Here is a 25936-nt window from a genome sequence, read left to right as displayed (position 1 = left end):
TTCCATCCACCTTTGCCTTACGGGCTTAATTTAAAGTACTTATGATATAGTATGCAGATTTATGGATTTATGAAAGCAGTTCGCAGTTTGCTACTATAATTAACATCGAATCCAAGTCCGGTCGCCAATGCGGCAAGGGGAAGATAAGTTTTATCTTCTTTGCCTACCTTTTGCAGAAAAGCTGGGGTATCGATGGCTACATTCTGTCCATTCACCTTAATAAATTTGCTGCCGATCGTAATTACAACCGTCCGTCCACCGTATTCAATAGTCGCACTGGAGGTCTTATTATCCCACTTTCCGTTAGCACCTACGGCATTTAGAATATCTTTAAGCGCCAGAAAATTCTGACCATTCTTCAAAATAGGCTTATTCGGTGTATTTAACTCTACGCCCTTTACAACAATCGACATCGGTACAGTGTCCGTAGCCATTGCCGCTACAGTGGGAATGCGGTATTCCCCCCATTGTAATTCAGCAAATACTTTTGCAATGGTCTCGTATCCGAGCTGCGTAGGGTGAAAATCCGCTTGTCCTGCCCCAATAATATGCGTGAGTGATCCCTCTGAACCAGCAAACTTTGCCGCCACATGAGCTACTAATACCTTTGCTCCCTCTTGATTCACGCTTGCAGCCACACGATCTGCCGAATCTGTAAATTGAGCTGCTGCGGTCATCAATTTGGTGTACATCGCACCAAGAGCGATCTTAGGAGCAGGCTGATATTGGTCAGCCAGTATAATTGTTGCTTGAGGATTTATCGCACGAATATTCTCAAGACTCGCTTTCACATTCGTATTGTAATCCGCTAGCTTCTGCTTCAGCTGTGATTCGAAATCTGTATCCGTCAGCTCCTTAACCTGTAAGAAAAGACGGCTTACATCATTCCCCCCAATTGTAATCGTAATCAGATCGGCTTCCTTCAGCTCTGATGCGATCTGCGGGGTTAACTTTACGAATTGGTCTATCCGTGGATCTGGAAGACCTGACTGAATACCTTCAGCGGTAATCGCTGAGCCATCCTTAATGGCTCCAGTGTAATTACTTAATCCAGCAGTAGTCAGTCCAAGAATACCATAATTGGTAAGCTCGCTTCGGCCATGATACCAACCCTGTTCCAGCAGTCGCTCCGCATAACCGTACGGCTTGGTATTCACATCCGTCATTCCCGGCTCATATCCGGCAGTAATCGAATCGCCAAGAGCTACGATGCGAAAGATATCCTGACTTGCGTCTAGTGTTGCAGACGCGTCAGCCGCATTTGCCGATCCGGCCCCTACGCCAATCAGCACAGACAACAAAAGCATACTGCATGTGCTAGCTGCTAAAATTCTTCTCCACTTGCTTAGCATCGTATCCCTCCCAAAATGTTCTAATTCTCATTCTACCATCCCTGATACCAACGCAAAAGAGCGGCCTCCCATATTCGGGAGCCCGCCCTCCAAATCACTAATATGATCACAGCTGGAAACGAATGTCTTATCCTTTATCTGAATCCTCTTGTGAATTCAAATTCTTTCCGGCACGCTCAAGATATTTATCATAACGATCGTCTAGTTCCTGTCCAATCTTACGATAACGCAGCGTCTCCTCCACAATGGGATCCATTGTGGTCTGGATACGAATTTCATACTTCGGAGAGATTTCACGGATTTCTTTAGCTATACGGTCGCCCTGCTCCATCTCGCCATCTACCAACATTTCGCTTAGCTTGCGTTCCAGATCATCCTTCTCACTCATGATGCATCGTCCTCCCTAAAGCTTATATCCTGTTGCTTCAGCATTCTTCAGTGACGAAACCAAATATTCGTGAATATGACCATTACTTGCTACTACATGCCGAGTGCCAATATCGTATGGGCGTCCAAGCGTATCCGTGATTCTGCCCCCTGATTCAAGCACTAGCAGCACTCCTGCTGCACAGTCCCAAGGGCTTAAGCCCACTTCCCAGTATCCGTCTACCCTTCCTGCTGCCACATAAGCCAAATGTAGAGCAGCCGAGCCTCCTGCACGAATTCCACGAATCTGCGGAAGAACGCTCTGCAATCCCGCCATATTCACAGGTTGCGCAAATTCACGGTCCGGTGGAAAGCCCATAGCAATCAAGCTGTCTCCGAAAACGTTCTCCGTAGAGACTGCGGTAGGAACACCATGCATGTAGGCTCCCTTACCTTTTTCAGCAACGAACATTTCATCACGAATTGGATCGTAAATTACGCCAACCGTTAATTCTCCACGAATCACCAATGCAATGGATACACAGTAAAAAGGAAATCCGTGTACAAAATTAGTCGTACCATCTACAGGATCTACAATCCACAGATATTCATGCTCACGAGCTTCTTCCAATGCAGCGGTTGCTGCTGCTGCACCCGGGGATACGCCTTCCTCACCCAGGATCGCATGATCTGGGTAATGTGTCAGAATCAACCTGCGAATCATCTGTTCAACGCCTTTATCTACTTCCGTAACCAGATCCTGTGCCGATGTCTTCGTATTAAGCTCCTTCACCAGGCCCTGTCTGCTCTTTATCCATTCTCCTGCTTTGGCAGCAGCATTAATGGCTACCGCCGTATGTCCCTTGCTCGTTACTACATAGGGTTCACGTTCTTTTTTACCCTCTGGTTTTAAAGGACTCATATCTTCACTCCGCTTCCTTGAACATAATCGCCATTGGCATGAATTTTAAAGCAATCCTATTCACAATACCGTTCAATACTCCAAAACGTTCTCAAAGTTCCGCCATAATGGATACCCAATTCTAGTATGATCCCTTAAATGATAAACGTAATAAAGTTTCATTCAACGTACCCTATTTCAAGTTACATATCAAGTCATGATAGGGCCCGTATTCGGGACCTATCGCCTTATTTTCATTGTTTAAGGTTCGATATTCACACTTGCCCCATTTAATACAGAAATTCCGTTACCGGCATCAGCCAGCTCCTTCATTGCTTCCATCAATCCAAATAACGCACCATCTTTTAGTTTTGCCTCAATCATAACATCGACAGCAGGGGTATCTGCGGCAATACGCTTTAAAAAAGCTACTAACGGCGCAGGCTCCACACCATCTGCATGGCTGCGTGGATCAGACGGACTGCGCGGACTAGATACATGAATCTTAGGGGGCAAAAGCACTCCCGATGGAACATCCTTCTGTGCAAGCTCGCTTCGCCAAGTCTGCTGAATATCAGGCCACAGCTCCCAAGGGAGCTCACCTTCATTATTCACCCATTGATGGTGAATATCCAGCACCATTGGCAGACCTACATTCTGGCAGACCGCTAGTGTCTCAGGGGCTGTGAAGGTTTTATCATCATTCTCCAGCGTAATACGCTCCTGCAGCGCTGCCGGCAGCTCGCGGAAATGCGCCTCAAATCGCTTGGACGCTACAGGCTTGTCCCCATAAGCTCCGCCAATATGAATATTGTTCTTCGCCATGGCAGGAAGGCCCATGGCCACCAGCATGTCCGAATGGTACTGTAAATCCCGTACGGAGTTGACCAGCACCTCCGGACGGGGTGTACTAAGTACTGTAAAGTGATCTGGATGAAACGACACTCGCAGCCCATGCTTCTTCACATATTGCCCCACTTCCGCGAATTCCTCCGTAAGCGCCGCAAACGGATTCCAGTCCTGCAAATCCGGATGCGTCGCTAAAGGAATCAATTTGGAAGTGAGACGGTACACCATGATGTCAGAAGCCACATTATGCTTCATCAATCGCAGCGTATTATGCAGATTCGTTCGCGCGAGGTTCTCCAGACGCCGTAGTGCCGCCTCGCGGTCATCCAGCTTTTTGAAGGAGGCCATCGTCATGGTCTTGGATGGTGAGCAGTCTTTGATAACGGTGGACATCGCTACATATCCAAAACGGACAATCATCCCCGTGCTCCAAAAAACATCTCATCTGCTAGTGCAGTCTGCACTCTAGACTCTTCTTCATTCAATTTACGCACGAGTTCCATTTCAACCGCTGTAACCTCATGCCCCTGAAAATTAATCTCTGCGATCGAGGCTGAGATTTTGACAATCGCTACAGCTACATTCTCAGGTGTGTAGGCAATCACCTTCTGACCCGTCGGATACACGCGAAAGCCCTGCTTCACCATTTTGGTACGCCCATACTCCAGCAGCTCGTACAGCTCTTGTTCATTCTTGAACTTACAGACGGAATTGAATTCAGTTTGAAAACCCATATTTTTTGGCTCCTTTCCAGTCGGGATGAACCCGCTAGTAGCTTCAATTACTCGTTGTCATACTTAAGACCTTGTTTGAAATTATAGCGCTCTAAAGCTAACTCAATCATACGGTCTAACAGAGCTCTATAGGATACACCTGTCTCACGCCACAATAGCGGATACATGCTGTAAGGAGTGAAGCCAGGCATCGTATTCACTTCGTTAATTAGAATTTTACCATCCGATCTCCGCAGGAAGAAGTCCGCCCGGGTAATCCCGCTGCCCTCAATTGCTCGAAAAGCGGTTATCGCGGACTCCCGCAGACGATCGGCAACTTCAGAATCAACTGGCGCAGGAATCATCATTTGTGATTTGCCGTCCGTATATTTAGCTGCGTAGTCATAATATTCTCCAGAAGAAACGATTTCACCCGGGACAGAGGCCTCTGGCTCATCATTTCCGAGCACACCGACCTCTACCTCACGAGCATCCACGAATTCCTCAATAATGACTTTGGTATCGTAACGGAAGGCAAAATCTATAGCTTTTACAAGACTCTCCTTATCAATTGCCTTAGAAATACCCACACTTGAGCCCAGATTAGCAGGCTTCACGAATACCGGATACCCCAGTTTATCCTCTACACCCACAATCAACTCATGACTTTTTCTTTTCCAAGCGCTGATATTAAAATAGCAAAACTCGCATTGATCCAGACCGGCATCAGCGAACAGCTTCTTCATAACAACCTTATCCATACCTGCCGAAGAGGCAAGAACACCAGCCCCGATGTAAGGAATATTCGCCATTTCGAACAACCCTTGAATCGTTCCGTCCTCACCATACGTGCCGTGCAGCAGTGGGAACATGACGTCCACCGTTTTTTCCGCACCGGATAGTCCACTAAATACTACATTCAGGGCTGTCCCCATATCTTCAGTTGCATCTGCAAGCTTGAGCTGCTCCACCTCACTATAAGGTGCCGATAATGTCTCTCCGACTTTCCACAAACCCTGTTTTGAAATGTAAAAAGGAATAATCTCATATTTATCGTAATCAAATGAGTTCATCACGGCAAAAGCCGTCTGTAGCGATACCTCATGTTCTCCGGATTTACCCCCGTACACTAGCCCTACGGTTAGTTTTGCGTTCCCCATACCTTTATAACCTCTTTCTGTCTTATAAATAGTCGTTAATATGAAAAAAACGGTATTTCGTTTGATCCGTCCATGCGTAGGAATCACGATAGTCCCAGAAGCGATGACGACTGCTAACTGTACGTGCATTCACAAGTGGCATACCACCAGCATCAAAGGCTGTGACGATTGTGCTGTGCTGATATTGCCCGTTGCCGTCCCAGTCATATTGAATAATATCGCCCAGCATCAATTGCTCCGGCCGCTCCATAACTTCCGCACGCAAGCCATTGCTCCGGCTAACGCTCAAATAGCGCTGCAGACTGTCTGATACAGCCCAGCTATAACTCCACCATTCTTGTTTCCCTTGGTAGCCTTTGTACCACCAGCCCGTTTCTCTTTTACCAGTATAGTTGATAGGCGCTCCCCCTGCAAAGAGGCATTGGGAGACATAATTCGTACAATCAACCTCAAACGTTTCGAACTCCGGATTCCCGTCTTTCCACCAACGATCGGCATAAGCCACCGCTTCTTCACGGTTGTAGCGAACCTCTCTTGAGCCCGAGATCTCACCAAGAATATTCCGGTTTAGAAGGGGCTGTGATGGCAGCGGAGCAGGCAATGCTTCCCCCCATTTGGACAACTTGCCAGATAACTCCACCTCCGCTCTATGAACCGTATTTCTTTCAGGAATGGTTCGTTCTATAGCGGCGATTTCCCAGCCCCCTCCGTCTCGCACAAAGGTCAACCGCTCCAGCTCAACCCTATACTCGCGGTGGTTAACGCCTCCTTTTTCATAATAGAGTGCACTATGCAGCGTAACCTCTGCTACCACCTCAGTCGGAGTCTGCCGGACGGTCCGTAAAGTCTTAACGCCTGTTTCCCCCCGCAGCGGAGTTATCCCACGAGCGTTATACCATTCAGCGATCCGGCGTGAACGTTCCCCTTGCTCCACCAGAAAGCGCGGATCCTTAACGGATACGGAAACTGTTTGCGATGAGGACTTAGGCTCCACCCTGGCCTTATTCACTTGATCTACATATACATATAGACTCTGCTTCCACTGTTGTTCCATTATACTCGCACCCCTTCATTCCCTTTTAACTACTGCTCTATGTATATGAAAGGAAACAGGCCGCTATACAGATCGCTTCAATTTACATGGTAAGGCAAATACTTTGCTTATAGCTCACGTTTTGGAGGTAACTCTAAATGGTTTCTGAGATGCGATATTCGGGCTTTATATATAGGAAAAAAAACTTTACTCCCCTCTTTGTAACCGTTATAATTAAATAACATGCAATGTGAAATTGAGTTTCAATAGATGAAACAAGGAGGCGCACATATGCCAAGCAAGGATCATTTCTCGTTGGCCCGCACCCTGGAATCAGGTGGCAAATCTTATCGCTATTATGATCTTAACTCCCTTGAGGAACAAGGATTGGGCTCTATCTCTTCCCTTCCTTTCTCGATCAAAGTATTACTTGAGGCGGCTGTTCGTCAGTTTGACGGACGGGCGATTACAGAAGAACATGTAAAACAATTGGCTGACTGGTCAGGCGACATTGATCGCAATAAAGAAATTCCATTTATCCCTGCTCGTATCGTACTTCAGGACTTTACCGGTGTTCCGGTAGTAGTAGATCTGGCAGCTATGCGTGATACTGTAAAGAAAGCCGGCGGAGATCCTAAACAGATCAACCCGCTCGTTCCCGTTGACCTTGTAATTGACCACTCTGTTATGGTTGATGCTTTCGGTACGGCAGACGCTTTGGAATACAATATGAACGTGGAGTTTGAGCGCAATGAGGAACGTTACCGTTTCCTTCGCTGGGCACAGACCGCTTTCAATAACTTCCGTGCAGTTCCTCCAGCTACCGGTATCGTGCATCAGGTGAATTTGGAGTATTTGGCTTCCGTAGCCACTACTAAAACTATCGATGGTGAAACTGTCGTTTATCCAGATTCCCTTGTTGGAACGGACTCCCATACTACGATGATCAATGGACTTGGTGTTGTGGGCTGGGGTGTAGGCGGTATTGAAGCTGAAGCAGGTATGCTCGGACAACCGCTCTATTTTGTTACACCAGATGTAGTGGGCTTTAAGCTTACAGGCAGCCTTATCGAAGGGGCTACAGCAACGGACTTGGCACTGACAGTTACTGAAATGTTGCGTAAAAAAGGCGTAGTCGGCAAATTCGTCGAATTCTACGGTCCAGGTCTTGCTAACATCAGTCTTGCTGACCGGGCAACGGTTGCTAACATGGCGCCAGAATACGGAGCAACGATCGGTTTCTTCCCTGTAGATGAGGAGACACTTGCTTATCTTCGCAGTACAGGTCGTCCAGATGATCTGGTAGAGCTCGTTGAATCTTATTACAAAGCACAAGGTATGTTCCGCACTTCGAATACACCAGATCCTGAGTTCAGCGATGTAATTGAACTTGACCTAGCTTCTGTCGTTCCAAGCTTAGCTGGACCTAAACGTCCGCAAGACCGGATCGAGCTTACGCATATGAAAGAAAATTTCGAAGGTATTATCCGTACACCTGTAGACAAAGGCGGTTATGGTCTCAGCGATGAGAAAATCGCCCAAGTTGTAGAAATAGAACATAAAAATGGCACCACAAGCAAGCTCAGCACAGGCGCAGTCGTGATCGCAGCGATTACAAGCTGTACGAATACTTCCAACCCTAGCGTTATGCTTGGAGCAGGCCTTTTGGCGAAAAAAGCCGTGGAACGCGGTCTGACCAAACCAGCATACGTTAAGAGCAGCTTGACTCCAGGATCATTGGTAGTTACTGAATATTTGGAAAAAGCAAACCTGCTGAAGCCACTCGAAGCACTGGGCTTCTACTTGGCTGGTTATGGCTGCGCTACTTGTATCGGTAACTCTGGTCCATTGCCTGAAGAGGTTAGCCAAGCCATTACTGATAACGATATGACCGTGGCTGCTGTAATCTCCGGTAACCGTAACTTTGAAGGCCGCGTACATGCTCAGGTCAAAGCCAACTACTTGGCTTCACCGCCGCTCGTAGTTGCTTACGCACTGGCTGGTACTGTAAATATCGATTTACAGACTGAACCGCTCGGATTTGATCCACAAGGTGAGCCAGTATTCCTGAAGGATATTTGGCCAACTACTGCTGAAATTCGTGAAGCGATCAATCTTTCCCTTAGCCCAGAGATGTTCCGCCGTAAATACGAAAATGTATTTACTGCTAATGAACGTTGGAACTCTATCCCTGTTCCACAAGGCGAGCTGTATGAGTGGGATGACAACTCCACGTATATTCAGAATCCGCCGTTCTTCGAACATCTGGCAGACGGTCTGGGAGACATCAAGGATATCAAGGATGCACGCGTTCTGGCGCTGCTTGCTGATTCCGTAACGACCGACCATATCTCACCTGCAGGTAATATCTCTACCTCTGGTCCTGCTGGTGAATATTTACGCGATCATGGTGTAGAACGTGCAGACTTCAACTCCTACGGCTCACGCCGCGGAAATCATGAAGTCATGATGCGTGGTACATTCGCTAATATTCGGATTCGTAATGCAGTAGCTCCAGGTACAGAAGGCGGAGTTACAACCTTCCTGCCAAGCGATGAAGTCATGTCCATCTATGACGCTTCCATGCTGTACCAGGACGCTGGACAGAATCTCATCGTTATCGCCGGTAAAGAATACGGCACAGGAAGCTCACGTGACTGGGCGGCCAAGGGCACGCTTCTGCTAGGCGTTAAAGCTGTTATCGCCGAGAGCTTTGAGCGGATTCACCGCAGCAATCTGGTTGGTATGGGTGTGCTTCCACTACAATTCCAGGAAGGCCACGGCTGGAGCAGCTTGGGACTGACCGGACGTGAGACCTTCAACATTACCGGTCTCGATAACGAGGTGACGCCAAGCCAAGATCTAACTGTTACCGCTACCCGTGAAGACGGTACTCAATTCGACTTCCCTGTTACTGCACGACTCGACAGTACGGTTGATATTGATTACTATCGCAATGGTGGTATTCTACAAACTGTGCTTCGTCAAATGCTGGCGGATGCCACAGATTCTTCAGCTGTATCGGTAGAATAGATTTAAATAGGAACTGTCTCGCGGCCATGAGTGGCTGTGAGGCAGTTTTTTTGTGTAGTTATTAGGGGCTTGTATAGATTGAGGGGTGTTCTTACAGCCATGAATCGAATGGGCTGCTGAGACACCCCCGTTTTCTTCTTCTTCCCCCCGCGGGCGTTCGTACCAAACTCTGGCTACGCTTGATTCATTGATATTTGCGCGTATGAAGTAGCTATCAGACATAGGGGATGATTGTGATTCGGCGGTATCGGACTCAGGGGGTGGTTAGTACTCGATGCTATCGGTCTCAGCTGACGTTAAACGTAGAATTAGTCCACATTTGGCGTGCTATCGGACCCCATAGTCGCTATTGGCATGAAAAGCACAATAAATAAGCCTGTTTTTGTGCAATAGCTGCACTGGGGTCCGAATCTCTTCCAAAAAGGCTCTAATTGGGCTAATAGCGTCCACTGAGTCCGGAAGGCTAGGGAACGCTTAGGGTTTGGCGCTATCGGACTCAGATGACCCTAAATGGAGGATTATCCGACATTTGACGTTCTATCGGACCTCATAGTCGCTATTGGCATGAAAAGCACAATAAATAGGCCTGTTTTTGTGCAATAGCTGCACTGGGGTCCGAATCTCTTCCAAAAAGACTCTAAATGGGCTAATAGCGTCCACTGAGTCCGGAAGGCTAGGGAACGCTTAGGGTTTGGCGCTATCGGACTCAGATGACCCTAAATGGAGGATTATCCGACATTTGGTGTGCTATCGGACCTCATAGTCGCTATTGGCATGAAAAGCACACATATTGGTTCTCTTTCGAACGAATAGTTGCACTGGAGTCCAATACTCTTCCAAAAAGATTCAATATGGGCTAATAGCGCCCACTGAGTCCGGAAGGCTAAGGGGGCGCTTAGGGTTTGGCCTATCGGACTCAGGTGATCCTAAATGGAGGATTATCCGACATTTGACGTGCTATCGGACCTCATAGTCGCTATTGGCATGAAAAACACACATATTGGAGCTCTTTCGAACGAATAGCTGCACTGGAGTCCAATACTTTTCCAAAAAGATTCAATATGGGCTAATAGCGCCCCCTGAGTCCGGAAGGCTAAGGGGACGCTTAGGGTTTGGCCTATCGGACTCAGGTGATCCTAAATGGAGGATTATCCGACATTTGACGTGCTATCGAACCTCATAGTCGCTATTGGCATGAAAAACACACATATTGGAGCTCTTTCGAACGAATAGCTGCACTGGAGTCCAATACTCTTCCAAAAAGATTCAATATGGACTAATAGCGCCCACTGAGTCCGGAAGGCTAAGGAAACATCTGAAGAGCAACCGAATGGTTACTGGTGTTCGAATTATGAGGCACGGGTTACGGGTTACGGGTTACGCGTTACGGGTTTCGCGTTACGGGTTTCTTATTCTAGAGCAAGCTACCCCTTCCAAAAAAAACAAAACAGCGATCCCCAGTAACGGAGGATCGCTGCTCTACATCTTAACAGTCTGCCTCATTCAGTGAATATCCACTTTATGAGACCGCCCTGTTCTTCTTATGGAATCATCATGCCCATTTCACTTGCTGCTTCCTTCAAGATCGCAGCATACTCTACTAACGTATCCCTAGACAGGCGGCTGACTGGGCCTGATAGCGACAATGCAGCGATCACATTTCCACTACGACCGGTGACAGGTACCGCCACAGCGGCCGCACCAGACTCACGTTCTTCGAAACTGGTCGCATACCCCAGCCGAATGATCTCGTTAAGCTGATCTTTGTATACGCTCTTCTCAACGTAATCCGGCCACTCCGAACTCTCCAGCAGTTCTCTCAGCACCTCAGGTGGTGCATACGCTGCCAGCACTTTACTCGATGCGCCTACAGATAATGGCAGCCTCGCACCGATCTGTGCGACTCTACGAATCGCCTGCTGGCTCTGTACCGCCTGAATACGCACGCGTTCAATACCATCCCGTAAGTAAAGACTGACCGTCTCTCCGAGTCGATCTCTCAGCCGTTCCATAGAGGGTAGTAATACCGCTGCAGACTCGTCAAAAGCAGGCAAATGCGTGGACAGCTCCCAGATTCGTATACCCAGCCTATATTTTTCTGTCGCCGGATTGCGAATGAGAAAGCCCTTTTCCTCAAGTGTTGCCAGTAATCTGTGGACTGTACTCTTATGTAAGTCAATCTTCGATGCGATCTCCGTCAACCCTAAATCACGGTCTTGGGTAAAACAAAGTAATATGTCAAGCGCACGTTCTACCGCGCGTACCGTTAGCTTTCGGTCCTCCACAGTAATCCCCCCTCGTGTTTCATCAAATGAAACGCGGTTACATTATTAATAACTCTATCTTAGTGCAAAACTCTACGGAAAGTCCAGTATATTCACTGAGCCGGAAAAGACTGGCCCGCACTTTACAGTTACATTACAAAACGGTCCAATTCATTGACTTTGTAAGGGCTTCAACTTACGATAAACATATTAAATATACTAATGCTTTAGTATCATTTTCGACAAATTATCCTAGGCACTAGTACTCACATCATACTTAGGAGGGGACCTTATGGATCTGACAACCAGCCGAACCGGCACGTCAGTCTCCCGTCGTCCTAAACTACCTAAACAGGGCAGTTCATCACGACTATCGCTGCGGATGATCCGTGTTAAGCATATTATCGTTGCATTGCTATTATCTATATTTTTCTTTTTAGTATTTTGTTTTGTCTCGCTTCATGGCTACATCGCCTGGGTACTATCCAATCCAACGGTCGCGCCACTGTACTCCAATCCTATGATGGCCAAAGGGCTCGCCTACGAGGATGTAACCTTTCCAGCTAAGGATGGCAGTCGTATGATGAACGGCTGGTATATTCCAGCCAAGGGCGCTACCAAGACTATCGTGTTCAGTCATGGCTATGGTGCTAACCGAGAAGAGTCATGGGTACCTATGTACGATCTCGCTCACTATGCACACAGTCTGAATTTCAATGTCGTAATGTTTGACTACGGATTTGCTGCCCAAAGTAACAAGGATATTGCAACCGGCGGCAAAAAAGAATCCCAACAGCTTCTTGGCGCCATTGATTTCGCTAAGGAACGTGGGGCAAAAGAGCTCGTTGTTTGGGGCTTCTCCATGGGTGCTGGCACAGCACTGCAAGCAGGATTGGTATCTGAGGATATCGACGCGATGATTCTGGACAGCACCTTTTTGTTAGAACCAGACACGCTGTATCATAATATTAAGCAGAATATCGACCTACCGCGACAGCCTTCCCTGGCGATCATGGAAATGCTGTTCCCAGTACTAAACGGTACAGGACTAGATCAAATTCCTTATGCAAAGGTCAAATCTAAAGACTATCCTTTCCCGATCCTATTCATGCATGGAACCAAAGACGATAAAGCGCCTTATCCTATTGCCGAAGAACTAGCAGCGAACCAGCAGAATCCTTTCTCCGATTCCTGGATCATTGAGGGCAGTCATCATGAGCTGTTGTTCCGCGAGCATCCCCGTGAGTATTTGCGACGGGTCTCCGCTTTCCTAGGAAATGTTCATCTGGCCAAAAGCACTAAGGGTGATCAGCCAGTACTGGCAAGTAATTAACTAAGTGCTAATCTCCACTTCTGCGCTCTGATGAGTCAGCTGGTTTAACCATTTACCGCGACGAAAACGTACGTAACCTATAACCAAACGAACAGCCTCTTCTAGGGACAGAAAGAAGTATACCCAAGGAAGAGGCTGTTTCCATCCCCAGGATAGAAGAAGCCCAAGGGGCACCCCGAGTAGCCAGGTTGTGGAGGCTTCCATAATAAAGACGAATTTGCTATCGCCACCGCTCTGCAGAATACCTCCCGCGATCATCATATTCCCCACCTTTATCCATAAAAAAAGAGCGAAAAAACAGATTACAGAGGTGGCTAACCGCCGCTCTTCCATGGTTATGTTAAATGCTGAAACGTAGAGTGGTGCCACCACTGCAATAACGACTCCAAGCAGCAATGAAATCCCTATGCCAATTCGAACTAAATAACGCGCATAACTAAAAGCCCCTGCATTATTATTCTCACCCAGCTTATGTCCGACCATAATCCCTGCAGCGCCTGAAAGTCCTGCAAGGAGCCTAATCATCAGACCCTGCAACGGAAATGTGACGGTCATGGCAGTCATCTCAGCTGTACCCATACGACTGTATATCACGGAATAACAAGCCTCTCCCAATACCCACACCAATTCAGTTAGTACGATAGGAGCTATCGTTCTCAAAAAAGGTATGCTCCGCGTTTTGGAGAACGAACTCAGTGCCTTGATTCCTCCAGCCCCTGGCAACTTCCCGCGATACACTGCCCCGACAATCAATGCACTCTCAACTATACGGGAGATTAAAGTTGCATATGCCGCACCCGCAAGTCCTAGCTCAGGAAATCCCCAATGCCCAAAAATAAGCGCATAGTTTAATACAATGTTTAATCCTACAGCGGCTATACTGACAGCCATTGGGAATTTCACATGTCCTGTACTTCGCAGAACCGCTGAGTAGAGCATCGTTAACATCGTCGGAATATAGCTAAGTGAAACGATTTTAAGAAAAACGTGCCCATTCTCCAGCACTGCCCTATCCGTCGTAAAGATTGACAGGCATAGACTTGGATTGAAGAAGACGAATATCGTAAATGAGCCCGAGAGCAGCAGTCCAATTCCGAGACTCAAACCAAGTAGTGGTGTAATGCTCTTAGAATCCTTGTTCCCCCAATATTGGGCCGCATATACTGTGAGACCAGTAGCCAGACCCGCCAGAACTACAGAAATTACACTATAGATTTTACTAGACATCCCAACCGAAGCGATGGCTACACCCCCAAGCTGGCCCACCATCAATTGATCTACTAAATATAGAACAGCCATAATCAGACTTTGGAGGGATATTGGTATTGCTAATTTAAACAGCTGATTATAGAATTCTTTTTTCTCAAGCTTGTTCATTCCAGCATCTCTTTTCTCATAAATTTGGCTACATCGCAGTTCAAATGACAAATAAAAAAGGTACAACCCCCATTTCGCGAGGTTGTACCTTTCGGTAGCATTGCCTTTATTTCCCTGTATTATTTCATCCATGAGGAATGTTGTCAACGATATTATCGTATCTCTCTTATGTTCTTCATAACCTTACAAGACCGCTCATATAATGGACTGATAAAGACATATCACGGGAGGTTTTCTTGGCATGCTATATGTATATGGGCCGATGCTGCCAGTGCGTATTCTGGAAGAAATCGTATTTTGGAAAAGACAAGAGAAAGAGCATACCGAAGTCATCAAAGCGATCGTGCCTAAGTTGGAGGAGCCTTATGTGAAGCTCCTTAATGAATGGGCCGTTGTTTTCGGTGCAACTGAGCAGGCGGCACAGCAGCTATTAAATGCTGCCCTTTCCTCTTCTCCTCCGCCACAGGCAGAACTCACTGCGGAAACGGAGAAGCTGCTACATATCTCTTGCAATCAATCCCAAGAATTCGTCCGACAGCTCTTTGCCATCATGGAGAGTAGCGCTGCGGTCAAAGCCGTCCCTCTTGCAACCACTGTGATTCTGCATATTATTCGTGAATCGGAATACTTCCTCGCCGTTCTAATGACGCTCAGCTCGCCAGGGAAGTTATCGCAAATCATGCGCGATCACACAGAGGATTATGTTGTAAACATCGATACAGACGATATCACGCGGAATGATGGATTCTCTACTTTTACTGATACTGTTCCTGAAATCCGCGATAAAAACGACGTGGTACCCATTGGAGGTCATAAGCTACCTCCATTGCCTTATGCTTATAATGCACTAGAACCGTACATTGATGAAAAGACCATGCGGATTCACCACGATAAACATCATCAAAGTTATGTAGATGGATTAAACAAGGCTGAAGTTAAACTAGCTGACTCCCGTAAGAACGGTGACTTCGATCTCGTTAAACATTGGGAAAGAGAGTTAGCCTTTAATGGCGCAGGCCATTATCTCCACACGATCTTTTGGAACGTGATGTCTCCGCAAGGTGGGGGCCGCCCAACAGGTGCTTTACTAGAAGCTATAGAACAAAGCTTTGGAAGCTATGACAGCTTTAAGAAACAGTTCACTGAAGCTGCGAATAAAGTAGAAGGTGGCGGATGGGCCATTCTCGTCTGGAGTCCACGTAGCCATAGACTAGAAATTCTTACTGCAGAAAAACATCAGAATTTATCGCAATGGGACGTTGTACCGCTCTTGGCCTTAGATGTATGGGAACACGCCTACTATCTAAAACATCAGAATAATCGCGCGGATTATATTAACGATTGGTGGAAAGTCGTCAACTGGCCCTATGTGTCAGAGCGTTATGCTGCCGCTAGTAAACTGGCATGGAAGCCTTACTGATTTCATTCCACTTCGAAGAGAGCATCACCTCTGTTCCCATTTACTGATCCAAAAGGACCCATCGTTCACAAAAAGTGAATGATGGGTCCTTCTATTTTCGAGGTATAAACACCTCTATATACTATTCTTTAATCAAGTTCAGAAACTCCGCACGAGCGGCGGCATCCTCCCGGAAGACTCCTCTAGTAGACATGGTTACCGTCTTACTACCTGGTTTCTTCACTCCGCGTGCACACATACAAAGATGTTCACCTTCCACAACGACCATAACGCCGTGAGGACCTAGTACCTCCGTCATAATATCCGCAATTTGCGTCGTAATGCGTTCTTGAACCTGCAAACGCCGACTCACTGCTTCAACAAGGCGAGCTAATTTGCTGAGCCCAGCAATACGTCCGCTCGGAATGTACCCAATATGCACTTTACCGAAGAAAGGAGCCATGTGATGCTCACATTGGCTGTAATAGACGATATCCTTCACGATTACTAGCTCTTCATGAGACTCATCAAAAGTAACACCGAGCGCCTCGCGGGGATCTATCGAATAACCGCCGAATATCTCCTCGTACATCCGCGTAACACGTGCTGGTGTTTCAAGCAGTCCCTCGCGGTCGGTATCTTCACCGATTAATTCTAATATTTTCTCAACGTGATACTCGATTTGCTCACGGTTCTCTGATACTTTACCGTTCACGTATTCATTGATGTTCCCCATGATGTCTCCCCCTTCCGCACCCGTATAAATTCTATCCGGACCCGGTTACTTACTTCTACGTTTATTCCCTTTTGCTGCTCCTGGGCGGGCACCTGTCTGATTCTGATTCTTCATCATCTGTTGGGCACGTTGCATTTGTTTCCCATTCAGGTTATAACCCATTTGTTTTGCAACCTTTTGCAGCATTTCAGGATCATTCTGCATAGTTGTCATTTGTCTGCGCAGATAATACACACCGATAAAAAATCCACCGATGAGACCTACGACCAATGTAATAATAGGTAATGCGATATTCATCTAAAGCCCACCTCTACACTCTATTGTCTGCATCGCCATATGGCGCGCGAATCTATCATAGCATTTCGAGAACTGGACAGCAATTGGGAATATACAACCTGTCTATGATCTTTTTCCTTCATTAACATCACTGTCCTCTCGTGCCTGCTTCGCAGTAAGAAGCACATCCTGTGCCCGGCTCAGCATTTGCCTTACCGTGTCATGCTCTTCGCGCGCTAAAGCCGATTCAACAGCAGCTAGAGCCTCCTCACCACCAATACGTCCCAGCGCCCAAGCAGCAGTGCCTCGCATCTCAGGCCGCGGCTCTTTTAGAACAATTTCTGTTAGCTTTGGCACAGCCTCTACTTCCTTGAAATTGCCGAGGGCGATGATCGCATTCCGTTGCATCGGCTTTTTGCCTCTCCAGGCAGCCGAACTATTACCGAATCTCTCTTTAAATTCACGATTGCTAAGATCCAGGATCGGCATAAGCAATGGCTTCACGATCTCAGGATCAGGCAGCATCTGAGGACGATGATTCCAGTTCTTCCCTCTATTCTTGGGACATACAATCTGGCAGGTGTCACAGCCGTATAGACGGTTGCCAATCTTGGTCATGTATTCGTCACTCAGAAATCCTTTGGTCTGCGTCAGAAAAGAGATACAAGCCTGTGCGTTAAGCTGACCCGGACCCACCAATGCTCCAGTTGGACAGGCATCAATACACTTGGTACACTCCCCGCACCCTTCCTCAACAGGCTCATCCGGAGCAAAAGGAATGTTCGTAACCATCTCCCCTAGGTAAATCCAAGATCCCCATTTGGGTGAGATGATAGAACAGTTTTTGGCGCTGAAGCCTATTCCCGCTCTTTCCGCGACCGCTCTATCTACCAATACACCGGTATCCACCATGCTCTCAAGCACAGCCTCCGGTACACGCTCACGAATAAAGTCCTCTAGCTTACTTAATGCCTCCCTCAGCACATGATGATAATCCCTGCCCCATGATGCTCGGGCGAGAATCCCTCTTCGCGCACCTGGCTCAGACTTCGGAGGGTTCTCCATCTTGGAAGGGTAGGCCACAGCAATCGAAATAATAGACAAGGGCTTGTCCCCAGAGCTCAGTGCGGGGATTGTCCTTTTATCCAGATCCGGTTCCTCGAAACCAGATTCGTATCCTTTGTCTCGGTGGTCTTGCAAAATATTTTTTAAATATAAAAAAGGCTCTGCTGTAGTAAACCCGATATCATCAATACCGAGTGACGTCGCAGCCTCTTGAATCTCCGCTTTAAGCTGTGCCCACTTGGAAGGCGGGGGTGCATACGGTGACTGAAATGTATCCTTCATTTCCGCCTTCTCCTTTTTATGTTATCGATAAAATTATTATAACCCTTTCAGTTTAGACAACGGCCACCAGATATAATCTGCTCTGCCTACAATCATGTCCTGAGGGATCGAGCCGAAATAACGACTATCTTTGCTTGCTGAAGCGTGACGGTTATCTCCCATGACAAAATAGCTTCCGCTCTCCACAGTTAAGGCCGCGAAATCCGGGTCTTCAATCTCGGTATCTATATACGGCTCATTCACTATTTTTCCATTCACATATAACTGGTGATCCTTCACTTCTATGATATCTCCAGGTATGCCAATGACTCGTTTCACTAAAAACTCCTTACGGCTGGGTCCGGTGCTAGGATCATGAAGAATGACGACATCCCCGTGTCTCGGGTTTACAAACATCAATGAGAGCTTATTAATGAAGAGCCTCTCACCTTCCACAAGCGTTGGCTGCATAGACTGACCTTTAACGGTTGATATATTGAACACAAAGACATTAAGAACCGACATCACCGCAAAAACAACTACCGCTGTAAGCAACCAATCCTTCAATTCTGCGGCCAAACGGCCTCCAAAGCCTTTTTTTGATCTAGTGGCTCTATGTCTCTGCTTCCGATTACGCATGAACTCTACTTGGGGCTCCTGACTCAATATGTCACCTCTTATTCTTGATTATTGATGTCTATACTTGCAGATATTATAACAATAAAAAAGCATATCTCCCAGCCATTAGCAATGGACTTCTGGAAAATACGCTTGAGTATGAATGAAACAGACTATATCATCAACTATAGTTCTTTATTTAGAAAATGTTTCCGCTTACGCAGCTGAGTGATTAAAATTACCCAACAATGCTCAGCTTCCGAACGGATTTGAAAATTTGATTCTCGCTATATCCCATAGCTTCATACAATGGCAATGCAAAAGAATTATGCTCATCGACGGCTACGAAGATACCACTAACCTTACGAGCATGAAACCTGGATTCCATAGCCGATACCAGACTTCTACCGACTCCTCTGCGGCGATAATCAGGATGTACAGCAATCCGGAAATAACAACCGTGGTTTTTCTCAATCGTACCAATCAGTGCTCCAACAATTTCTTCTTCATCTTCCGCAACTACAATGAGATCTGAATCCCATGAAAGCTGCCTGGAGAAAGGCTCGATAGTGTTCTCGAAACATTCTTCCGATAATGCTGTTTGCAGCAAATCAGTCACAGGGCTAACGTCGCTTAATTGAAAGGAACGAACGTGCATTCTTTAAAATCTCCCTTGTCTATGGCTTATGAATTTAACAAAAAGAAGGGGTTCCCTTAACATTGAGAAAATAAAAAAAAGCATCAAATACCGAGGAATACCTGCTTTTAAATCTATTAAAGCACACTTTTCTCGTGATATCATCACTTTTCTTTTGAAAGCGGTTAATATCAAGCGTTTACATTTCGACTGAGATTCATTGTTTCATTATAAGGGTAATTATAAGGATACATGTCTATAGGGTGAAGGCTCTTACTTTTAACATTTTAAACACAATTGATAATCCTGTTTACACTCCCATCATACTTTATAAACATTTATGTTTGTTTAGTGTTGCATTATTGATCCAGATACTGTTTAATTAAAGTATCCTATTGGGAGATACCCTATAGTACATATCAACAATAAAGAATTTTGACGATAAACCGCCGAAGTTCTTTATCTATACAAATTCTAATATACTCAGGAGGGATTTTTCCATGGCATTTCAATTACCAGCACTTCCTTATGCAAACAACGCACTCGAACCACACATCGACGCTTTGACGATGGAAATTCACCATGATAGACACCATAACACATATGTGACTAATCTGAACGCAGCTTTGGAAAAGGCACCTGAATTGCAAAGCAAAAGCATCGAAGAACTTCTTACAGATCTGAACGCTGTACCAGAAGCTATCCGTACTGCTGTTCGTAACAATGGTGGCGGACACGCTAACCACACCCTGTTCTGGGAAGTTATCGGACCAAACGGCGGCGGCGCACCAACTGGCGCACTTGCAGCAGCTATTGATAGCGAACTGGGCGGATTCGAAAAATTCAAAGAAGATTTCGCAGCAGCAGCAACTACTCGTTTCGGCAGTGGCTGGGCTTGGCTAGTTGTTAAAGATGGCAAATTGGCAGTAACAAGCACACCTAACCAAGACAACCCAATCAGCGAAGGTGCTACTCCAATCCTCGGACTTGATGTATGGGAGCACGCTTACTACCTGAACTACCAAAACAAACGCCCTGATTACATCAAAGCGTTCTGGAACGTAGTAAACTGGGAAGAAGTTGGCAAACGTTACGAAAGCGCGAAATAAGGAATTAAATTACGGATAAAGTCATAGCCTTCAAGGCTGTGGATTTGCCGTTTAACTAAATATAAACAAAGAAGGTATCTCCGAGCCGTTATGGCTAAGGGATACCTTCTTTTGTGTTTGGGTCGTTTATTTGGGTGGGGTGTGTAGAGAGTTTGTTTGAGACTAATTTCGTTTAGAAGCAGATTCGTTAAAAACAAGGTTCGTTAGAAACAGGGTTCGTTAGAAACAGGGTTCGTTAGAAACAGGGTTCGTTAGAAACAGGGTTCGTTAGAAACAAATAGAGCAGATCTTTATCCTCGGACATCGCTTTTTTACGCCGAATGAATTCGAACCATGAATATGGACCGAAACTCCCCCTTTATCGTACCGCTGTTGGAAAGACGCCTAAATGAGGCATTCTGCCTCTGATTAGGGAATAACTCCCTCTAATTCTGCTCATAAACACTTAAATACGAGTAATTAGGGAAAACCTCCCCCTAAATCATCCATTTTGGAGCATAATTCAGGTTTCCACCCAAATTATAGGGAGGTTTTCCCTAAAAACATCAAATACAGGTCCCTTCAGCCAGTTTTATAGGGAGTAATTCCCTAAAATTCGGCCGCGGGGGTGAAGTAGTGCTCATAAGTTAGAAGTGAACCTCACTCTCTCTTCACACAACTTATATACTCAACACATCAAACTACGCATTCAACATATCTAACACATCAACTCATTAAACTCACTTAAAGTAATCCAAGCATTTAGCACATTTAGCACATTTAACACTTCAACTCATTCAACACATTTAACGCATCAACTCACTAAGCACACTTAACACACTTAACACACTTAACACAATCGACGCATTTAACACATTTAACACATTTAACACATCAACAGATTCAACACATTTCCTACCCCAGAGACTTTGGATATATTTCTTATTTCATCCACTTCAGCGTACTTTACTTACTTCAGGCACTTCTCATATGTCTGCTGCTTCTCTTACAACTCATTCTTCTGCCACATCGGATAATCTGCTACTTCCCTGACTTCGCCTGCTCTTCCTGCTCATCGAAATAAAGGTTCAGCAGCTTCAAGAAGACATTTGGAAACGCATAATTAGCCATGTCCTCACGGCTGATCCAGCGCACAGCTCCGCCGTCCTCAGGACTAGCCTTACCATCCTCAAATCTCTCGACGGGTACGCTGCTGTCCATCTCTGGAAACAGCCCCGTATCCGCGTTGTACACTGCTCGTCCTTCTGCGGCTATTGGCAGCGGAAGGGCGTCCTCCTCCCTGCAGCGATACACCTGCAGGGTCCACACAATATGGCTGAAGATATGCTCAGCAGCCATCCAGTGCTCCTCAGGCCGGGCGGAGATCCCGGCCTGCCGCAGTGACCGGCGCAGCCGGTCCAGCGCTGCGGCCTCCGGCAGCCGCGCGCTCTTGCCGCCGCCTTCCGCTGGCGGCGCCTGCCAATGCGGCAGCTCCCACATGCGGGCTAACAGCCCGCTTTGTGGCCGCTGCCGGATAAGCACTTGGCCCGCGTGGGCACCGCGGCCCTCAATTAAGGCCGCAAGCCGCTCCTCTGGGCGCGGCGGCTTGGCCTTGGTCTTGACGGGCAGCGAAGTCTCGCAGCCCGCCAGGCGCGCAGCGCAATGCTCCATCACCGGGCAGGTTAAGCAGCTCGGTGATTTCGGGGTGCATACGAGCGCCCCGAGCTCCATAAGCGCCTGATTAAAGGAGGCAGCCTCCCCTTCCGGGATCAGCTCAGCCGCCAGGCGCTCCATTTTCACGCGGGTGGGTCCCTTAGCGATATCATCCTCGATGAGGAAGTATCGGGACAACACCCGCATCACATTACCGTCCACCGCGGGTTCCGGCCTATTAAACGCGATACTAAGGATGGCCCCTGCTGTGTAAGGTCCCACTCCCTTTAAGCTGAACACCGCTTCACGGTCGTTCGGTACTTGTCCACCGTAAAGCTCCTTTACCTGCTTGGCTGCATGCTGTATATTGCGTGCACGGGAATAATATCCTAGTCCTTCCCAGCACTTAAGTACGTCTTCTTCAGGAGCGTCAGCGAGTGACTCCACCGTTGGAAATCGTTCAATAAAACGATTAAAATAAGGGATCACCGTATCTACCCTTGTCTGCTGCAGCATGATTTCAGAAATCCAAATATAATAAGGATTGCGGTGCCTGCGCCATGGCAAATCTCGTTTCTGCCCTTGATACCACTCCAGCAAATGATAACTGAAATATTGCTTGGCCTCCCGCAGCTCCCGATCTTGTTGATCTTGCCCTTCTTTTAAATCCACCTGTTCCTGTCTTTCTTGTTGTTTCATTGTAACTCTCCTTGCCCTTCTATAATCACGGTTTCAATTCATGAACCTAGCCCCTCTACAACTGCAAAAGCTGAAGCCAAATCACGGCCATGTGTTATCGTAAGATGAATAGTATACTTCTGTCCTTCAGGTAGATCTAATCTGCTCCAAGCTTCGAATGATAAGGTTACTTCCGGTTTACCATTACGGTCAGGTAATATCTCAATATCCTGAAAACCAACTACATTACCGATGCCACAGCCTAAAGCCTTCACAATGGCTTCCTTGGCAGCAAAGCGCCCTGCTACGAACTCAGCTAACCTTCCGCTTCGTTGCTCAGCAAGCCCATACTCTTGTTCCGTTAGAATACGCTGGTTAAATTTCTTACCCTGTCCCCTACGCATTACCTCTGAAATTCGTTCAATTTCTAACACATCATGTCCGATTCCGTAAATCAAAATTTCACGCTCCTTATGGACGTGTATCCTATACTACTTCAATAATGGTATGATCATTATACAGGTCATTTATATCCATTTAAAACTATAGTCCTGTAAGATTCTTTCTGCTATCTTAAAAGAAAATGCTTTGGAAGTCTATCTAGGCGCCTTCGTGATGGACTTGCAGATTTACTTCATTTTTATATAGAGAGAGGGAATTACCCTATGAAGCATCGTAATTTCGAATTACCAGCCGGTGAAGATGCTGTTCTCCGCTGCTCGCACTTTCCTGCCCAAGGAGTGCCTAAGAGCCTTATCGTTATTGCACACGGCTACAAGGGCTTCAAAGATTGGGGGATGTTTCCTTACATAGCCACTGCTCTCAGCCAAGATCATGAAGTGATCACCTTCAACTTCTCTCATGCTGGAATCGGTGAGGATCTGCTGCATTTTACTGAGCTTGAGAAATTCGCCCGCAACACCTTTCGTCGTGAGCTGAAGGACATGGAAATTCTGTTGTCTTATCTTAGCCAGCATCCGAAATTTGGCACCTTACCCTTATTCCTTCTCGGGCATAGTCTTGGAGGGGGAATTTGTCTAGTTTACACGCTTGATCATCCCAATGAAGTTTGCGGGGTCATCTCCTGGAACGGGGTTACTAAGCTCGATTTGCTGACGGAAGAACAAAAGCAGGAGATGAAGGAAATAGGACGAACCCATGTCCTAAATGGACGTACTGGCCAACAAATGCCGCTGGATGCTGTTATTTTAGAAGATATGGAGAACCAACAAGAACGTTATAACATCCTTGAACGTATGAAGACAGCTTCCTTTCCGGTTGTCCTTATTCAAGGCAGTCAGGATGGCGCACATCTTAGGCAAGGATCTGAGCAGCTTACCGAACTCCGACCGGATATTAACTGGGTGCAGATCCCTGAGGGTAATCATACCTTCGGCACTGTCCATCCTTTTGCTGAAACTACCCCACAATTGGAGCTTGCGATTGCTTCGACCACTGATTTTATCGATCAAACGCTGGCCAACGAGTTATTCTTATAGCTTGTCAATCTCATAAGATATCCCTACAAAGTGAGGCTTTGTTTTGATAAGTACTCAAGTACTTTGCGGAGGCCCCAAATATATACTTTCTGATAGGCTAAAAACCGCCACGAGTTCTGCTACAACGCAGATCCGTGGCGGTTCCTAGTTCAACCTATTCTAAATTCCAGGAATGACATTACGCTTATGCGCCGTTCTCCGGTAATAATTCTCAAGTTTCTCCGCTACCTCAGGATTAATCTGTTTGCCTTCCAGATAATCGCTATTATCGTCATAAGTAATGCCCAGCTCGATTTCATCTGTCTGCCCCGGCCATAAGCCTGCTGTAGGCGCTTTAGTGACAATATCCGCAGGCACTCCAATATGAGCAGCTAATTGACGAACCTGACGTTTGTTAAGTGTGGATAGAGGTGTAATATCTACAGCACCATCCCCCCACTTGGTGTAGAAACCCGTAATAGCTTCAGAAGCATGATCCGTTCCTACTACAATCAGATTGTTCTCAAAAGAGAGCGCATATTGCATAACCATACGTGTTCTCGCTTTAACATTACCCTTGCCTTGATGGGTCATATGACGATGTTGGCCCAAGGACTTCAGGCTATGCTCAACTTCAAGCGCAATCTCATTTACAGCTTCCTCAATATTAGTCTCCACTGTATGGGTCAGATTAAAAGCTTTTGCGACATCGTAACTGTGCTGGATATCCTCTTGAACACCATATGGCTGGTATACGCCAAGCGTAATATACTCTGCGCCTTGCTGTGCCGACAGCTCGTCCGTAGCCTGCTTACATAGACCCGCAGCTACCGCGCTGTCTACCCCGCCACTAATGGCGATCAATAATCCTTTGGCACCTGCTTGCAGTACGTACGACTTTAGGAAATCAACTCGTTTACGTACCTCTGCTTCTACATCAATCGTTGGCTTCACGCCAAGATCCGCAATAATTTCTTCCTGTAAACTCACAAACCACACCCCGTTCCATCAGAAATGCTTCCATATCCATCAAAATATCCATACCAAGTGAAGCTCTATGCTTCTAAGTATATTCTATCCCATTATCGCTCTTATATTTTGAAAAATCCCGCAACAGCCGAATTACCGACTAATGCGAGATTGTATGGAATAACTTTTTTTACTGGCACAAACGATCAAAGGCTTCTTTCAATTCAGCAGCAATTTCAGCAGCCGAACGGTTCTCTACACTATGACGTTCAATAAAATGAACGAGCTCTCCATCCTTCATCAATGCGATGGAAGGGGAAGATGGCGGATAAGGAGCAAAATATTCACGTGCTTTAGCAGTAGCCTCTTTCTCTTGACCTGCAAACACTGTGAACAAGTGATCCGGAGTGATCTCATTTTGCAATGCCTGAGCTACACCAGGACGACATTGTCCAGCGGCACAACCACAGACCGAATTCACGACTACAAGCGCCGTACCTTTTGCGGTAGGAAGAGTGGCTTCCACCTCTTCTGGAGTCATAAGCTCCTGAAACCCAATGCTTGTAAGGTCATCACGCATAGGCTGAATCGAATCTCTCATATATTGATTAAAAGACATGGACATTTCTCTGCACTCTCCTTCACTAATTACTGTTTTGTCAGATAACATTACAGCAGTACTTACTAACTTTATTAT

Annotated in this window: 22 protein-coding genes and 1 pseudogene; 5 read left to right on the top strand and 18 right to left on the bottom strand. The window is 46.5% G+C overall.

Going from position 1 to position 25936, the window contains the following annotated elements; genetic code table 11:
- Positions 1-59: 59 nt before the first annotated feature.
- The 7 genes from QNH28_RS03030 to QNH28_RS03000 form a co-directional block, all read right to left on the bottom strand.
- Positions 60-1352 (bottom strand): stalk domain-containing protein, encoded by a 1293-nt coding sequence (locus tag QNH28_RS03030; protein WP_283910108.1) that lies wholly within the window; start codon positions 1350-1352, stop codon positions 60-62.
- A gap of 127 nt (positions 1353-1479) precedes the next feature.
- Positions 1480-1740 (bottom strand): hypothetical protein, encoded by a 261-nt coding sequence (locus tag QNH28_RS03025; RefSeq protein ID WP_283910107.1) that lies wholly within the window; start codon positions 1738-1740, stop codon positions 1480-1482.
- Positions 1741-1755: 15 nt separating this feature from the next.
- Positions 1756-2640 (bottom strand): inositol monophosphatase family protein, encoded by an 885-nt coding sequence (locus QNH28_RS03020; RefSeq protein WP_283910106.1) that lies wholly within the window; start codon positions 2638-2640, stop codon positions 1756-1758.
- Positions 2641-2880: 240 nt separating this feature from the next.
- Entirely contained in the window at positions 2881-3888 is a 1008-nt protein-coding gene (gene uvsE, locus QNH28_RS03015) for a UV DNA damage repair endonuclease UvsE (RefSeq protein WP_283910105.1), read from the bottom strand.
- Positions 3885-4202 carry a hypothetical protein gene (locus QNH28_RS03010; RefSeq protein WP_283910104.1) on the bottom strand — a complete coding sequence of 106 codons (318 nt, stop codon included), beginning with the start codon at positions 4200-4202 and terminating at the stop codon, positions 3885-3887. The genes uvsE and QNH28_RS03010 overlap by 4 nt, the downstream gene beginning before the upstream one ends.
- Before the next feature lie 47 nt (positions 4203-4249).
- Positions 4250-5341, bottom strand: coding sequence for a D-alanine--D-alanine ligase (locus tag QNH28_RS03005; RefSeq protein ID WP_283910103.1), 1092 nt, complete (start codon positions 5339-5341; stop codon positions 4250-4252).
- A 22-nt stretch (positions 5342-5363) separates the two neighbouring features.
- Complete coding sequence (locus QNH28_RS03000) at positions 5364-6395, bottom strand: amidase domain-containing protein (RefSeq protein ID WP_481858350.1); 1032 nt, start codon at positions 6393-6395, stop codon at positions 5364-5366.
- Between the two features lie 270 nt (positions 6396-6665).
- On the opposite strand from QNH28_RS03000, the gene acnA reads away from it, so the two are divergent.
- The gene (gene acnA / locus QNH28_RS02995) at positions 6666-9407 is read left to right on the top strand and encodes an aconitate hydratase AcnA (RefSeq protein WP_283910102.1); all 2742 of its coding nucleotides are present in this window, start codon (positions 6666-6668) and stop codon (positions 9405-9407) included.
- A 1541-nt stretch (positions 9408-10948) separates the two neighbouring features.
- Here acnA and QNH28_RS02990 read toward each other — a convergent pair.
- Positions 10949-11692 carry an IclR family transcriptional regulator gene (locus QNH28_RS02990; RefSeq protein WP_042184662.1) on the bottom strand — a complete coding sequence of 248 codons (744 nt, stop codon included), beginning with the start codon at positions 11690-11692 and terminating at the stop codon, positions 10949-10951.
- 271 nt (positions 11693-11963) lie between these two features.
- Here QNH28_RS02990 and QNH28_RS02985 point away from each other — a divergent pair, with 271 nt between their 5' ends.
- A complete protein-coding gene (locus tag QNH28_RS02985) occupies positions 11964-13004 on the top strand; it encodes an alpha/beta hydrolase (protein ID WP_283910101.1) in 1041 nt (346 codons plus the stop codon).
- On the opposite strand, the gene QNH28_RS02980 is transcribed toward QNH28_RS02985, so the two are convergent.
- Positions 13005-14381 (bottom strand): MATE family efflux transporter, encoded by a 1377-nt coding sequence (locus QNH28_RS02980; protein ID WP_283910100.1) that lies wholly within the window; start codon positions 14379-14381, stop codon positions 13005-13007.
- 241 nt (positions 14382-14622) lie between these two features.
- On the opposite strand from QNH28_RS02980, the gene QNH28_RS02975 reads away from it, so the two are divergent.
- A complete protein-coding gene (locus QNH28_RS02975; RefSeq protein ID WP_283910099.1) occupies positions 14623-15801 on the top strand; it encodes a Fe-Mn family superoxide dismutase in 1179 nt (392 codons plus the stop codon).
- Positions 15802-15922: 121 nt separating this feature from the next.
- Here the strand turns inward: QNH28_RS02975 and folE are convergent, their stop codons facing one another.
- The 5 genes and pseudogenes from folE to QNH28_RS02950 all read right to left on the bottom strand — a co-directional run bounded on the left by folE (position 15923) and on the right by QNH28_RS02950 (position 19394).
- Positions 15923-16516 (bottom strand): GTP cyclohydrolase I FolE, encoded by a 594-nt coding sequence (gene folE / locus QNH28_RS02970; protein WP_283910098.1) that lies wholly within the window; start codon positions 16514-16516, stop codon positions 15923-15925.
- 45 nt (positions 16517-16561) lie between these two features.
- Positions 16562-16813 carry a YneF family protein gene (locus QNH28_RS02965; protein ID WP_042123938.1) on the bottom strand — a complete coding sequence of 84 codons (252 nt, stop codon included), beginning with the start codon at positions 16811-16813 and terminating at the stop codon, positions 16562-16564.
- Positions 16814-16948: 135 nt separating this feature from the next.
- Positions 16949-18139, bottom strand: a pseudogene (gene queG / locus QNH28_RS02960) (tRNA epoxyqueuosine(34) reductase QueG); the annotation flags it as partial.
- A gap of 36 nt (positions 18140-18175) precedes the next feature.
- On the bottom strand, positions 18176-18784 hold the full coding sequence (lepB, locus tag QNH28_RS02955) for a signal peptidase I (RefSeq protein WP_283910097.1): 609 nt from the start codon (positions 18782-18784) through the stop codon (positions 18176-18178).
- A gap of 190 nt (positions 18785-18974) precedes the next feature.
- A complete protein-coding gene (locus QNH28_RS02950; protein ID WP_283910096.1) occupies positions 18975-19394 on the bottom strand; it encodes a GNAT family N-acetyltransferase in 420 nt (139 codons plus the stop codon).
- Between the two features lie 479 nt (positions 19395-19873).
- Here QNH28_RS02950 and QNH28_RS02945 point away from each other — a divergent pair, with 479 nt between their 5' ends.
- Positions 19874-20482, top strand: coding sequence for a superoxide dismutase (locus tag QNH28_RS02945; RefSeq protein WP_042184652.1), 609 nt, complete (start codon positions 19874-19876; stop codon positions 20480-20482).
- Positions 20483-21502: 1020 nt separating this feature from the next.
- On the opposite strand, the gene mutY is transcribed toward QNH28_RS02945, so the two are convergent.
- Together mutY and acpS are read right to left on the bottom strand one after the other, a co-directional pair.
- Complete coding sequence (mutY, locus tag QNH28_RS02940; RefSeq protein ID WP_283910095.1) at positions 21503-22813, bottom strand: A/G-specific adenine glycosylase; 1311 nt, start codon at positions 22811-22813, stop codon at positions 21503-21505.
- A gap of 38 nt (positions 22814-22851) precedes the next feature.
- A complete protein-coding gene (gene acpS / locus QNH28_RS02935) occupies positions 22852-23250 on the bottom strand; it encodes a holo-ACP synthase (RefSeq protein WP_283910094.1) in 399 nt (132 codons plus the stop codon).
- A gap of 207 nt (positions 23251-23457) precedes the next feature.
- Here acpS and QNH28_RS02930 point away from each other — a divergent pair, with 207 nt between their 5' ends.
- Positions 23458-24291 carry an alpha/beta hydrolase gene (locus tag QNH28_RS02930; protein ID WP_283910093.1) on the top strand — a complete coding sequence of 278 codons (834 nt, stop codon included), beginning with the start codon at positions 23458-23460 and terminating at the stop codon, positions 24289-24291.
- A 159-nt stretch (positions 24292-24450) separates the two neighbouring features.
- Here QNH28_RS02930 and nadE read toward each other — a convergent pair whose 3' ends face one another.
- Positions 24451-25260, bottom strand: a complete 810-nt coding sequence (gene nadE, locus QNH28_RS02925; protein WP_283910092.1) for an NAD(+) synthase — start codon at positions 25258-25260, stop codon at positions 24451-24453.
- A 169-nt stretch (positions 25261-25429) separates the two neighbouring features.
- Positions 25430-25864 carry a BrxA/BrxB family bacilliredoxin gene (locus tag QNH28_RS02920; RefSeq protein ID WP_283910091.1) on the bottom strand — a complete coding sequence of 145 codons (435 nt, stop codon included), beginning with the start codon at positions 25862-25864 and terminating at the stop codon, positions 25430-25432.
- Between the last annotated feature and the right edge of the window lie 72 nt (positions 25865-25936).

Origin of the sequence: Paenibacillus sp. G2S3 (assembly GCF_030123105.1) — a bacterium.
In the GTDB taxonomy this organism is placed as follows: Bacteria; Bacillota; Bacilli; order Paenibacillales; family Paenibacillaceae; genus Paenibacillus_AQ.
The sequence above is the reverse complement of the archived record's forward strand: the minus strand, read 5'-3'. Positions and strand labels throughout refer to the sequence as shown.